The sequence below is a fragment of the Asticcacaulis benevestitus DSM 16100 = ATCC BAA-896 genome (genome assembly GCF_000376105.1).
Taxonomy (GTDB): domain Bacteria; phylum Pseudomonadota; class Alphaproteobacteria; order Caulobacterales; family Caulobacteraceae; genus Asticcacaulis; species Asticcacaulis benevestitus.
On record NZ_AQWM01000001.1, the window covers coordinates 269275 to 282124 of the forward strand.

Genomic DNA, 12850 nt, shown 5'->3' on the forward strand with positions numbered 1-12850 from the left:
TCCTCAGAATGATAGGATATAGTATCGCCTTTCAGGCGAAAAGTCCGCATGGTTAATTCGAAGGCCATTTGTAAATAATCGATAAAAATAGCGCCGATTCGACACAGCAAGGGCTTTAAACTTGCATTTTGGCCGGTCTGCTTTAAGCGGGCCTCTCTTCGTAACAGCGGAACTACAATGGCCGAATTTGAGGCTCTAATTGAAAAAGTGGGTTTTCAGGGCGATGGCATCACCGCTGGCGGCCTGATCGTGCCCCTGACCCTGCCGGGTGAGCGCGTTGTTGTGCGCGAAGGCAAAGACCGGCTGGAATTGGTTGAGGTGCTGGAGGCCAGCCCCGATCGCGTTACGCCGCCGTGCAGGCATTTTTCAGCCTGTGGCGGATGCAGCCTGCAACATTGGGATATGACCGCCTATAGCGGCTGGAAACAGGCGATGGTCGAGGTCTTCCTGCAAAGGGCGGGGCTTGAGACCGAGGTGGCGCCGATCGTGACCACTCCGGCGCAAAGTCGTCGTCGCGTCGGCCTGCACGCTCGCAAGAATGGCAAGCAGATCGAACTGGGTTTCAAGGCGCGCAAGTCGTGGAACCTGGTCGCCATCCAGGAATGCCCGGTCTCGGAACCTGCCATTGTCAAGGCTCTGCCCAAGCTGAAAGAACTGGCTGGCTATCTGTTCGAGCATCCGAAGTCCGCGCCGATCCTGCATATTACCCTGTCGATGACCGGACTCGATATCGATATCACCGGCGTCGAGCGCATGAAGTCCGGCGGCCTTTCGGCCGACGCGCGCATGAACATCGCCATGTGTGCCGGCGAGGCCGATTTCGCCCGTGTCTCCATGGGCGAGGACATGCTCTATATGGCCCGCACGCCCAAGGTGCGTTTTGGCAAGGCTATGGTCGGCCTGCCGATCTCGCCCTTCCTGCAAGCCAGTGCGTCCTCGGAAATCGATATGGCGAAACTGGTGGTGGCTGGCATCGGCGACGCGAAAAAGGTCGCCGATCTTTTCTGCGGCGCTGGCACCTTCACCTTTCCGTTGGCGGAAAAGGCCGTGGTCTATGCCATCGATGGCTCCGCGCCGGCCATCCACGCCCTGAAAACCGGCATAGCGTCTGCGCCAGGGCTGAAAACCATCACCGCCGAAGCGCGCGACCTGTTCCGCCGGCCCATGCTGGCCGAAGATATGAAGGGCTATGAAGCGATCGTCTTCGATCCGCCGCGTGCTGGTGCCGAGGCGCAATCGGCCGAGATCGCGCGCTCACAGGTGTCGCGCGCCGTGGCCGTGAGCTGCAATCCGTCTACCTTCGTGCGCGATGCTAAAATCCTTGTGAACGCTGGCTTTTCGCTGGACAGGGTGACGCCGATCGATCAGTTCTTGTGGTCTGGCCACGTTGAGCTGGTAGGAGTATTTTCGCGTTGATTTCCGTTGTCATGCCGACCCTGAATGCCGAGGATCACCTGGCCCGCACCTTGTCGGCGCTCGTCCCCGGTGTGGTCGAAGGGATGATCAAGGAGGTTGTCATCGTCGATGGCGGCTCGGACGATGCGACGCTCGAAATCGCCGATTCGACCGGCTGTCAGATCGTCAAGACCGACGCCGAACGCGGCTTGCAACTCTGGCAGGGCTGTCGCGCCACGCGCGGCGACTGGATCCTGATCATGCACTCCAATTCACAGCTTGGCGACGGCTGGATGGATCAGGTGCAGGCGCATATCAAGAACTTCCCTTTGCAGGCGGGCTACTTCCACCTGCGGTTTGATGATCCGTCGATTATGGTGGGTCTATGGGCCGAAATGCTGGCCTTGCGCGCGCGCTGGCTGGCCATGCCGAGCGGTGACCATGGTCTGCTGCTGTCGCGCGCGCTCTACGATACGGTTGGCGGCTATAAGGATCAGGCGGCGTTTGAGGATGTGGCGCTATCCATGGCGCTCGGTCGTGCGCGGCTGCGTCCGATCGGGGCCTCGCTGACCACGAGCGCCGAGCGATTCCATGCCCGTGGCTGGATGCTGCGCCTGATCGGCAAGAGCTTCAGCTTCCTGGCCTATCTTCTAGGGATACCGCCCAAGCCGCCGGTAAAAAAGCCGTCCTGATTATTTATCGGCGAAGGCTACGGCTTGCGCGGGTGAATCCGCCGTCAGGTCGATGATCTGTGCGTCAGCCGCCGCGGCCGCCAGGGTCTTGCTCGTCTTGCCCATGATCTGGCGGTAAATCCAGTAGTTAGCGGCGACTTCTTCGACATATTGCCGGGTCTGCGCCACGGGAATCGATTCCATCACCAGCAGCGAATCAGCGTCATTGCCGAGCGAACTCACGGCATCCTTTACGGGACGCGGACCGGCATTATAGGCGGCGATCGTGCGCAGCAGGTCGCCATCGACGATATTGGAATCCTTGAGTCGCATGATGTAGTTCTGGCCGACGCGCAGATTGACACTTGGGGTCAGCAATTGCTTGGGCTTGCTGTTATAGCTCGGATCGTTTTCAACCAGCGCCGCGGTGGACGGCATCAGTTGCAGCAGGCCATAGGCGCCGGAATAGCTGTGCGCTGAGGCGTCAAACTTGCTCTCCTTGCGCGCCAGGGCATAGATCAGCGCCTTATCGACCGTGTAGCCGCCCTTGGGGGCTATATCCGGCATGGGATAGAGTGAGACGTCGAACAGGCGGTCGGTCATGGTGAGCTGATTGACCGGCAGATGGGTCTTGGCGCCGAGGGCCAGCCACTTCTGACGCTCATCATTGTTGCTCGAATTCTGGATCGCTGTTTTTAGCTCATACTGCGCTTCGGAATGCTGACCGACCTGAACGAGCGCGTTGAGGCGCTGGGCGCGTGCATTGGTGTGGGTCCAGCTAAAGTCGCTGGTCAGGCTGGCGGCGAGGGCGGTGCGTTGATCACGGCTGAAGGTGGGGGGTAAGCCCTTTTGCGCCAAGGCGATGGCGGGCGTGACGCCCAGGCGGGCCTCGGCGAGCAGGCCATAGAAGGTGAAGGGAAAGCTGGCGGCGAGTTGGAAATAGGTGTCGGCCTGTTCCTTCTGACCCAGTTTGGCAGCGCAGCGACCGGCCCAATAGGCGCCACTCGATTGCGTCCAGGCGTTGGTGCTGGGATCGGAACTGACGAAGGTGAATTCCGCCATGGCGTCTTCGTAGCGTTTGAGACGCCAGCTTGCCAGGCCTGCCACCCAGTGATCGCCGATCTTGCGACCGAGGCGCACGGCTTCGGCAAGCTGACCATTATTATAGGCCGATCGGGCTGATTTTGGCGTCAGGTCGGTATCGGATGCGGGGGCGCTGGCATCGGCACGCGCCACCGGCGTGCTGCCGGAAAGGGTGGTGCCACCGTCAAGCTGAATCGCATTGCCACCTGTCAACACCGGTTTTCCGGCCAGCAGCGGGAAGGCAGGATCGGGTGCGCCTTCAGGCTTCTTGCGCTTGGCCAGGCCCCAGACCTTCATGGCCATGGGCTGATCGCCATAGTCGGCCAGCCACGCCATCAGTTCTTCGTAGGTCGAGTTATAACCGCGGCTAAAAAGCTTGTTGTATTGAGCGTAACCCATAAGCCTTTTGTCGGTAACCTGCGCCAGTTGCGCATCGGCGCCGGCATAGTCACCCTTGTCGATCAGGGTGAAGGCTGATTGATAAAGCGCTGTATCGTAAGGTGAAAGGGGGGTATTCAGCGCCACCGGCGTGATCGGTGTGCCTTGCCCGGCCACCAGACCATAGGGCAGCGGCATAGCGTTCATCACGACGGGGGCATCGACCTTGGGGGCTGTTATGGTGGCCACAACGGCTGGCGCCTTGACGGTGGCGACCTTTACGGCCGTTTTGCTGGATTTTTTTGCCGGCGCCGCAGCGGCCACTTCGGTCTTTTTACTGTTCTTCTTGCCGGATGTCTTGCCAGACAAGGCGTCTGCGAGTTCGGATTTGCTTTTCTTGCTGGATTTGGCCTCAGCCAGTTCCGATTTGCTCTTTCCCGTGGCTTTCTTGGAGGCTTTTTCGGAAGCTTTGCTTGTCTTCGAGCCTTTTTCAGGCGCGGCATCGGCGATCTTGGCTTTTTCCTTGCCGTTTGCGGTTTTGCCCTTGGTTTTTAAGGGCTTGGCGTCGTCAGATTCACCCGCAGCGGTTTTTTTGCTGGCTTTCGACGATTTTTCAGCGACCTCAGTCTTTTTAGAACTGGTCTTGCTGGCCGCCTTTTTCGCATCCGTTTTCTTTTCCGCCGGCTTGGCGGTACGAATTTCCGTTGTCGGCTTCTCTGTCTTGCTCGTAGCGGTCCAGCCGGGAGTCGCCGCCATAAGGGCGAAACCGAGCGCGGACAGGCTAATCAGGGCGCGATGGGTTGGCTTCAAAACGTCTTCCTTGGTCCGAATGCAATTTTTAGCGGAGGAACAGACCGGAAGTTCTTCGGGACTGACCGCCAAAATCGTTGAGCGAGCTTAATCAAAGATTAATTTTTGGCAAGCCGCAACCTATTGCGACCTAATAACCATCCTGTGAGTAGGGGAGAGTTCGTGCAACGCCTAGTACCTGTGGGTTGTATCACGTCTTCTTGAGACTCTTAGAGTTTGGCGTTATCGACCAGTTGCAAAAGGTCATTCCAGAAAAGGCCCTTGGCCTGCGGTTGCCTGAGCAGAAAGTTGGGGGGGTAGCTGGCCATGACCGGCAGGGCCTGATTTTCGCCATAGCTGACAAGGCGACCGCGCAGTTTGGCCAGGCTCTGATCGAGATTTAGCACGCACGACACCGCCGAGGCGCCCAGCAGCAGAATCGCTTTTGGCGCCGCCAGCCGGATCAGGGCGTGCATGAACGGGGCGTTCAGGCTGACATCTTCCGCTGTCAGGGGGCGACCGCCGGCCGGCCGCCAGAAAACACAAGGGCTGAGCATAGCCTTGTCGAAAATACCGGCGGCTTTCAGCGCCTTGTCCATCATTTCGCCCGCCTTGCCGCTAAAGGCGCTGAGCCTCGCGTCCTCTTCTTCGTCAGGGATCTCACCGATCACCAGAATATCGGGCTGGGCATGGCCGCGAAACCGCACCACACCCTTGCCGCCTTCATGGCGCAAAGGCATGTGCTGGAAGGCCTCCAGTTCGGCATAAAGCTCATCAAGCGTGCGGGCCGCGCTGGCGCGCTGGCGCGCTTCGTGGAGCACAGTGCCGAGATCAAGATGGGCAAGGCTTTGCGGTTTGAGAGCGCTGACATTGTTGCCCGTTTGCACGGGTGTAACGTGAATTTGCGCAGGTGCCGCAGCGGCACGCTTAAATGCGTGTTTATTTTCCGACAGAGTCCGATTAAGAGGCTCTGTTTCATAGGCGTCTTCCAGCTCATGATCGATCAGAAAGCCGAGATAGCTTTCGATTTCAGATCTGAGGTCGTCGGAAGGGATCACGGGCGGGCCTTAAGCTAACACTATCGCACTGTCATAGTGAGACTGTGCGTAAAATTCAAAACAAAACGGATGCCGGGATCCGTCAGGAGTTACGATAACATGGCCGATACGCAAGACACCGTTATTGAGCGCGAAGCCATGGATTATGACGTGGTGATCGTCGGCGGCGGTCCGGCCGGTCTTTCGGCCGCCATTCGCCTGAAACAGCAGGCGGAAAAAGCCGGCAAGGACATTTCGGTCGCCGTGTTGGAAAAGGGCTCGGAAATCGGCGCCCATATCCTGTCCGGCGCCGTGTTCGATCCTTCCGGCCTGGCCTCGCTCTTCCCCAACTGGAAGGAGATGGGCGCCCCGCTCGATACGCCGGTGACCGAGGATAAGTTCATCTATCTCGGACCACAGGGCGCGATGGATATCTCGGCCCTGCCGAAGCCCGCCTATATGAGCAATCATGGTTGCTACATCGGCTCGCTTGGCAATCTCTGTCGCTGGCTGGCTCAACAGGCCGAAGGTCTGGGCGTCGAAATCTATCCCGGCATGGCCTGTTCGGAAGTGCTTTATGATGACGAGGGCGCTGTTGCCGGCGTCGTGGCCGGCGTGTTCGGTATCGCCCGCGATGGTCATCATAAGCCGGATTACCAGCCAGGCCTTGAACTGCGCGCCAAATACACCTTCTTTGCCGAAGGGGTGCGGGGCTCGCTGTCACAACTCGTTATCCGCAAGTTCGACCTCGACGCCAAAAGCGACGTCCAGAAATACGGCATCGGCCTCAAGGAACTGTGGAAGGTCAAGCCGGAGAAGTTCAAGCCGGGCTTTGTCCAGCATACGCTTGGCTGGCCGTTGAACGACAAGACCGGCGGTGGTTCCTTCCTCTATCACTTCGGTGATCACTACGTGTCGATCGGCTTCGTGGTGCATCTGAACTACGAAAACCCCTACCTGTCGCCGTTTGATGAGTTTCAGCGCTTCAAGCAGCATCCGGCCATCCGTGATGTGCTGGAAGGCGGCGAACGTGTCGCTTACGGCGCCCGCGCCATCAACGAAGGCGGTTATCAGTCCGTGCCGCGTCTGGTGTTTCCGGGCGGGGTGCTGATCGGTTGCTCGGCCGGCTTCGTCAATGTGCCGCGCATCAAGGGCAGCCATAACGCCATGAAGACTGCCATCATGGCCGCTGACGCCGCCTTTAAGGCTCTGCAGTCGCTAGACGCGCCGCGCGTGCTCGAAGGCTACCAGAAGGCCTATGAACATTCGGATGTGGCCAAAGAGCTCAAGCTTGTTCGCAACGTCAAGCCGATCCTGACAAGGTTTGGCACCAATCTCGGCACCCTGATCAGCGGCATCGAGATGACCCTGACCCATCTGCTCGGTGGTTTCAGCATCTTCACCGGCACGGGGTCGCTGCACCACACGAAGAGCGATGCCCATAGCCTCAAGCCAGCGGCCGATTTCAAGCCCATCGCCTATCCGAAGCCGGATGGTGTGATCTCGTTCGACAAGTTGTCATCGGTATTTGTGTCGGCCACCAACCACGAGGAGGACCAGCCGGTTCACCTCAAACTCAAAGATCCGCATATCCCGATCGATATCAACCTGGCCAAATATGCCGAGCCGGCGCAGCGTTATTGCCCAGCCGGTGTTTATGAAATTGTCGGCCTGGAAACGCGCGAGCCACGTCTGCAGATCAACGCGCAGAACTGCGTCCACTGCAAAACCTGCGATATCAAAGACCCGACGAACAACATCGTCTGGGTATGCCCGGAAGGTGGCGGCGGGCCCAACTATCCGAATATGTAGGCTTCTGAACGTCGTAAACTTTTATGTTACGCATTTTAGCCCTATATGTTTGATATGGGAGTCTGATCCGTTGGCTGAACGAAAGCTGACGGAGCTTGCTGAAGCTTCAGAGGTCGTAACGTGAAGACAAGTTTGGTGTTGAAGTCTGGTTTTAGTCTGGTGGCTATCGGTTTCGCCTTGGCGGGACAGGTGTCGGCCAGCGATAAGATGGCCGCGCCGCGCGTCATTTACGCGAGCGCCAGCCAGGAACTGGGTGTCTATCCAAGCCCTTACGCCAACTATCTCGTCGGGCGCTTCGCCATGGCTCAAGGCGACGTAAGTACGGCGGCCAAGGCCATGGGCGCGGCAAGTCTGGGCGATCCGACCGATAGTGATTTACGCGAAAAAGCATTTTTGATCAGTGCGTTGGGCGGAGATATTGATCGCGCCTCTAAGCTGGCGTCGGGCATGAAACCGACCAGCGACACCGCCGAACTGATGGTCAATTTGCTGGGCGCCGTCACCTCTGCCAAGGCCGACAGACCGTCTCAGGCGCTGAAAAGCATAGACGCTGTGCTGGCTTTCAAGAAAAACGACCGCAACGCCGTTTTGTTGCGCCCCTATATCCTGGCCATGAACGGCAAGTGGTCGGCGGCGCTCGATGATTCCGGGGATGCGGCTCTGCAAGGCAATGACCGCGATCGCCTGCTGGTTTATCTCGTCAAGGCCGACCGTGCGCGCCTCAATGAGATCAAGGGCAAGTATGATGCGGCCGATGCGCTTTATAAATCGCTCTATCAGCCCGGCGCCGCCAGTTTCGTATTCGGGCCGGATTATGCCAGTTTCCTGGAACGCCGTGGCCGCAAGGATGAGGCTAAGACGGTCTGGAGCGCCATCGCCAGTCAGAGCGGCGATATCACTGCGGCGCAGGCCCTGAAGCGTCTCGATGCCGCCGATTACAAGCCGCCGGTTTTGCCAAGCTTAAAGGAAAGCATGGCGCAGGCCCTGTTCGTATCCTCGACGGTGTCGTTCAGCGAACACGATAGCGAGTTTGCGCTGGCCAGTCTGCATCTGTCGCTCTATCTCGACAATTCCTCCGACCGCGAGCGCATCTTCCTCGGTCAGATCCAGCAGGAACTGAAAGATACGCCGGCGGCCGAAGCGGCCTGGGCCAGTATCGCACCGGAATCGCCCTTCTATAACGAAGCGACTCTGCGCCGCGTCTGGGCCATGCGCGAGGATGAGCAGCTTGGTCAGGCCCTGGCGCTTATCGATCAGGCTTTCAGCCGCGATCCCGATAATCTCAGCCTGCTGATTGAAAAGACCGGTATCCTGCACGCTCAGGACAAGGATGCCGATGCGCAAGCCTTGCTGGATGCCCGCATCAAACGCGTGGGCGACAAGGATTTCGGCTGGCAGGCCTGGTATATGCAGGCCATTGTTTATGATGGACTGGGGCGCTGGTCCGATGCCGAAACCGCCATCAAGAAGGCACAGGCGGTCAATGGCAAGCAGCCGGAAATTCTTAACTTCCTTGGCTACGGCTATATAAACCGCGGCGAAAACATTCAGGGCGGTATGGATCTGATTCGTCAGGCGCTGAACGTCAATCCGAAGTCGGGCGCCATCGTCGATTCGCTCGGCTGGGGCTATTACAAGCTCGGTGAATACGAACAGGCGCTGAGCTTTATCGAGCAGGCCGTGCAGATGGAGCCGTCCGATCCGGAAATCAACGAGCATCTTGGGGACGTTTACAAGGCAATGGGACGCGATATCGAAGCCGGTTACGAATGGAAGCGCGTATTGACGCTGAAAACGACCGAGCGCCAGGCCGTCGAGGTACGCCGCAAACTGGACGCCAATGCCGCCGATCGCAAGATCGCCGCCAAGGCATCAAACGGTACGCAGGCACTGAACGAAGAACCGAAGCGTCACCCCTGATGACGCTGACCGCGACCGCCAGAGCCAAGGTCAATCTGTATCTTCATGTCGCAGCACCAGATGCGCGTGGCTATCATCCTTTGCGCAGTATGGTGGCCTTCGCGGATATTGGGGATGAGGTTCAACTCGTGTTTGGCGGCAAGGGCCGGTTGAGAATTGATGGGCCTTATGCTGAAGGACTGAGCACGGGTGAAGACAACCTGATCATGAAGGCAGTCCGCCTCTTTGAAGAAGCAACAGGCGACAAGAACAAGGTTTGGGATTATCGCCTGACCAAGAACCTGCCTTTGGCTTCGGGTATTGGAGGTGGTAGCGCGGATGCAGGGGCCATGTTACGCCTGCTAAGAGACTGGAACCCGGAAATGTCACAGGAGACATTTTTCGCCATAGCCAGTAAGACCGGAGCAGACGGCGTGATGTGCGCCTGGTCAAAATCTTGTATTGCTGAAGGTTATGGCGAAAAGCTCAGTCCTATCATTTTGCCTTCATTGCCATGTGTGTTGATAAATCCTGGTGTTGAGTGTCCGACACCTGAAGTTTTCCAAGCCTATGACGAGGCAGGCAGCTATCGTTCGATCTACACGAGATGGATTGGAGAGGACGTAATTTCCGCGCAGGACTTGGTCCACGGTTCTGTGCTGTGCTTCAGTCATAACATTCAGCTTACGCAGTTAATCGACTACCTAAATACCACACGTAACGATTTGGAGGCGCCGGCAATATCGCTGCAGCCCGTTATCGGGAAAGTGTTGGCTGACTTACGTGAGCAATCGCAAACACTTTTCGCCCGCATGTCCGGCTCCGGCGCTACCTGTTTCGCCCTTTGCCGCACTGACGAAGACGCCGAAGCCCTAAGCGTGCGTCTGCGCGTGATGTACCCGTCCGGCTGGGTCAGGCGCTGTCGCCTTGGCTGAGGCGGGGCGCTTTGAGCGCATCGCCATCTCTACCTTATTATCCGGGTCGTTGAGAAGCTTATGATAGGCTTTTGAATCAACGGGATAGATGGCTATTTTTCCGGCATAATTATAATGCGCGCCAAAGCCATGGGTCTTGGTCAGCGGTGAGGCCCGCATACACGGGTGGCCCTTGGAAAAGAAGGCTTCGCGGTGGCTTTCACGGTCGGCCGCATCGATATCGTTGCGTTGACACCAGATTTCAAAATTGAAGCTGTCGAGATCGTATTCATAAGGATGATCGGTCAGAAGATCGTAATGCATGCGCCCCACGCTTGGCTTGCCAGGCTTGACCTTGGGCACAATGCCCATGGCGGCATCGCTGTCATCGGCTATGCGAATGAAAGTATTGGTGATTTTCATGTAACATCCCCGCACGCATTGGAACTTTATGGGCGAGATTTAGACCTTCGCCGCATAAAAAGACGATACGAATATCAGCGTGAGAATACGCCTTTTTTGCCCATATAACAGCACAAGATGAGGCAAGGCAGGCCGATCAGCGCGGTGCCCATAAAGAAGGCGGAATAGGCGTTGAAAAGGCCAAGGTCCGGTTTGATCAGATCGACCGCCCAGCCCGAAAAGCCTTTGAGGAACTTGCCGGTTAAGGCGGCGACCGAATACATCAGCGCATAGTGGGTGAGGGTGTGTTCGCGGCCTTGCTGGCTGTTAAGGGTCTGCTGGGTCATGAAGCCGACGAGTGCGGTCTCGGCGATACCGTTGGAAAAATTATCGGCCACAAGCGTGAGGCCAAAGATGACCGGATCGCCATGCGACACAGCCATCCATGAGAAACATATGTTGGAGATCGGTCCGACCAGTGCGCCCAGTAGGAAACTGCGCTGGACACCCAGCCACAACAGACATGAGCCGCCAGCGGCGATCCCGATAAAGGACGCCCACAAACCGATGGAGGCGCGCATGGCGGCGATGGTGTCCTGATCGAGGCCGATATCCTGATAAAGCGGGCCGGCCACCGGGCCGATCAGGTAATCCGGCAGGCGGTAAAGCGCGAGGGTCAGCAGGATCAACCCGGCTGTGCCCTTATGCGCGTTGAAAAAGCTGACAAAGGGCTCAACGATCAGAGCGTAAAGCGTTTTGGTCGAGGTTTTGATATGGGTTTCGATGGTGCTGGGGGGGGCCATAAGCGTGACGGTCACGCCGATCAGCATGGCCAGAGCCAGGATCTGGTAGGACAGCGGCCAACCGACGCGCTTGGACAGGACGAGTACCAGCGCATCGGTGGTCAGGATGGCGATTCTAAAACCAAAGGCGTAGAAACTGGGGTTAAGCGCCTGATCGGCCTCGCTTTCCGTCTGTTCGACCCGCCAGGCATCGATAGCGATTTCCTGCGAGGCAGCGGCGAAGGCGACGAAAAGGGCGGCGCAGGCAAGCCCTGCCAGATGTTGCGGACCGATCAGGGCCATGGCGATCAGGCCCAGGGCAACGCCGATTTGCGACAGCAGCATATAGCTGCGGCGCTGGCCGAGCCAGCCATGCAGGAACGGCAGGCGCACCTTGTCCATCCAGGGCGCCCAGACCACTTTCAGACCGTACAGCAAACTGACCCAGCCCAGAAAGCCAATCAGAGTCAGGGAGATGCCCGAACTTCTTAACCAGAAACCCAAGGTGCCGCCCACCAGCAGGAAGGGCAGGCCGGCGGAAAAGCCCATACCAAGCAGCAGCCACGAGGTCGGATGCCGGAGAGCTGCGCCTACGGCTTTCACGCGGTTTTTTGTCTCGTGTGCAATCATATGGCGGCTCCTTGCGCGATGAAGCCAGATTCTCCCGTCTTCGGACAGGTTTTCTTTTTAAATACGGGGTCTTTTGGCTTGCGGGCGGTTAAGCCTCCCTCTATGTTCGCGCCAAATTCAAAGCCATTTGCAGAGCACAATGTCTTCAGCCGAACCCTTAAGTTTTCAGGACCTGATCCTGACCCTTCACAGCTACTGGTCCAAACAGGGCTGCGCCATACTCCAGCCCTATGATATCGAGGTCGGCGCCGGCACGCTCCATCCGGCCACGGTTCTGCGCGCGCTTGGCAAGAAGCCGTGGAAGGCCGCCTATGTGCAGCCGTCGCGCCGCCCGGTTGATGGCCGCTATGGCGAAAACCCTAACCGTTTGCAGCACTATTACCAGTATCAGGTCATCCTGAAGCCCAATCCGGAGAACCTGCAGGCGCTCTATCTCGGCTCACTGAAAGCGATCGGGCTCGATCCGCAACTGCACGATATCCGCTTCGTCGAGGACGACTGGGAAAACCCGACCGTGGGCGCCTGGGGGCTTGGCTGGGAAGTGTGGTGCGACGGCATGGAAGTGACGCAGTACACCTATTTTCAGGGCGTCGGCGGCATTGAGGTCGATGTGGTGTCGGGCGAACTGACCTACGGGCTGGAGCGTTTGGCCATGTATGTCCAGAACGTCGATAATGTCTACGATCTCCGCTTCAACAATGCCGGCGTGAAATACGGCGATATCTTCAAGGAGCAGGAGCGGCAGTTCTCGGCCTTCAATTTTGAAGCCTCGGACGTGCCGACGCTCAAGCGCCAGTTTGAAGACATGGAAGCCAATGTGACGCGCATTCTGGAGACGAAGAACAGCCTCGGCTATCCGCTCGTCCTGCCGGCCTATGACCATGTGTTGAAGGCCTCACACCTGTTCAACCTGATGGATGCGCGCGGCGCCATCGCCGTGGCGGAACGTCAGAGCTATATCGGCCGTATCCGTGATCTCTGTAAGGCCTGTGCGCTTGAATGGGCGAAGCAGGAGGAGGCGCGCTTGCCCTCAAGCAACGAAGTGGTAGGGCAATAGA

10 protein-coding genes are annotated in these 12850 nt (G+C 58.0%); 6 read left to right on the plus strand and 4 right to left on the minus strand.

All coding sequences use genetic code 11. The annotated features are described in order from the left end of the window. Positions 1–177 precede the first annotated feature (177 nt). Both B060_RS0101370 and B060_RS0101375 read left to right on the plus strand, forming a co-directional pair. Positions 178–1416, plus strand: a complete 1239-nt coding sequence (locus B060_RS0101370) for a class I SAM-dependent RNA methyltransferase (protein WP_018079953.1) — start codon at positions 178–180, stop codon at positions 1414–1416. Continuing rightward, positions 1413–2087, plus strand: a complete 675-nt coding sequence (locus tag B060_RS0101375; protein ID WP_018079954.1) for a glycosyltransferase — start codon at positions 1413–1415, stop codon at positions 2085–2087. The genes B060_RS0101370 and B060_RS0101375 overlap by 4 nt, the downstream gene beginning before the upstream one ends. On the opposite strand, the gene B060_RS0101380 is transcribed toward B060_RS0101375, so the two are convergent. Both B060_RS0101380 and B060_RS0101385 read right to left on the minus strand, forming a co-directional pair. Continuing rightward, the gene (locus B060_RS0101380; RefSeq protein WP_018079955.1) at positions 2088–4337 is read right to left on the minus strand and encodes a lytic transglycosylase domain-containing protein; all 2250 of its coding nucleotides are present in this window, start codon (positions 4335–4337) and stop codon (positions 2088–2090) included. 209 nt (positions 4338–4546) lie between these two features. Then, entirely contained in the window at positions 4547–5374 is an 828-nt protein-coding gene (locus B060_RS0101385; RefSeq protein ID WP_018079956.1) for a uracil-DNA glycosylase, read from the minus strand. 99 nt (positions 5375–5473) lie between these two features. On the opposite strand from B060_RS0101385, the gene B060_RS0101390 reads away from it, so the two are divergent. The 3 genes from B060_RS0101390 to B060_RS0101400 all read left to right on the plus strand — a co-directional run bounded on the left by B060_RS0101390 (position 5474) and on the right by B060_RS0101400 (position 9999). Continuing rightward, positions 5474–7165: an electron transfer flavoprotein-ubiquinone oxidoreductase gene (locus B060_RS0101390; protein WP_018079957.1), complete on the plus strand. Its 1692-nt coding sequence runs from the start codon at positions 5474–5476 to the stop codon at positions 7163–7165. Positions 7166–7285: 120 nt separating this feature from the next. Further along, on the plus strand, positions 7286–9085 hold the full coding sequence (locus B060_RS0101395) for a tetratricopeptide repeat protein (RefSeq protein WP_155847733.1): 1800 nt from the start codon (positions 7286–7288) through the stop codon (positions 9083–9085). Continuing rightward, the gene (locus tag B060_RS0101400; protein WP_026172500.1) at positions 9085–9999 is read left to right on the plus strand and encodes a 4-(cytidine 5'-diphospho)-2-C-methyl-D-erythritol kinase; all 915 of its coding nucleotides are present in this window, start codon (positions 9085–9087) and stop codon (positions 9997–9999) included. The genes B060_RS0101395 and B060_RS0101400 overlap by 1 nt, the downstream gene beginning before the upstream one ends. Here B060_RS0101400 and B060_RS0101405 read toward each other — a convergent pair. After that, a complete protein-coding gene (locus B060_RS0101405; protein ID WP_018079959.1) occupies positions 9937–10401 on the minus strand; it encodes a DUF6157 family protein in 465 nt (154 codons plus the stop codon). The two genes, B060_RS0101400 and B060_RS0101405, sit on opposite strands and share 63 nt — an antisense overlap. Before the next feature lie 74 nt (positions 10402–10475). Further along, the gene (locus B060_RS0101410; protein ID WP_018079960.1) at positions 10476–11792 is read right to left on the minus strand and encodes an AmpG family muropeptide MFS transporter; all 1317 of its coding nucleotides are present in this window, start codon (positions 11790–11792) and stop codon (positions 10476–10478) included. 139 nt (positions 11793–11931) lie between these two features. On the opposite strand from B060_RS0101410, the gene B060_RS23690 reads away from it, so the two are divergent. After that, positions 11932–12849 (plus strand): glycine--tRNA ligase subunit alpha, encoded by a 918-nt coding sequence (locus B060_RS23690; protein ID WP_018079961.1) that lies wholly within the window; start codon positions 11932–11934, stop codon positions 12847–12849. The last annotated feature ends 1 nt before the right edge of the window (position 12850 follow it).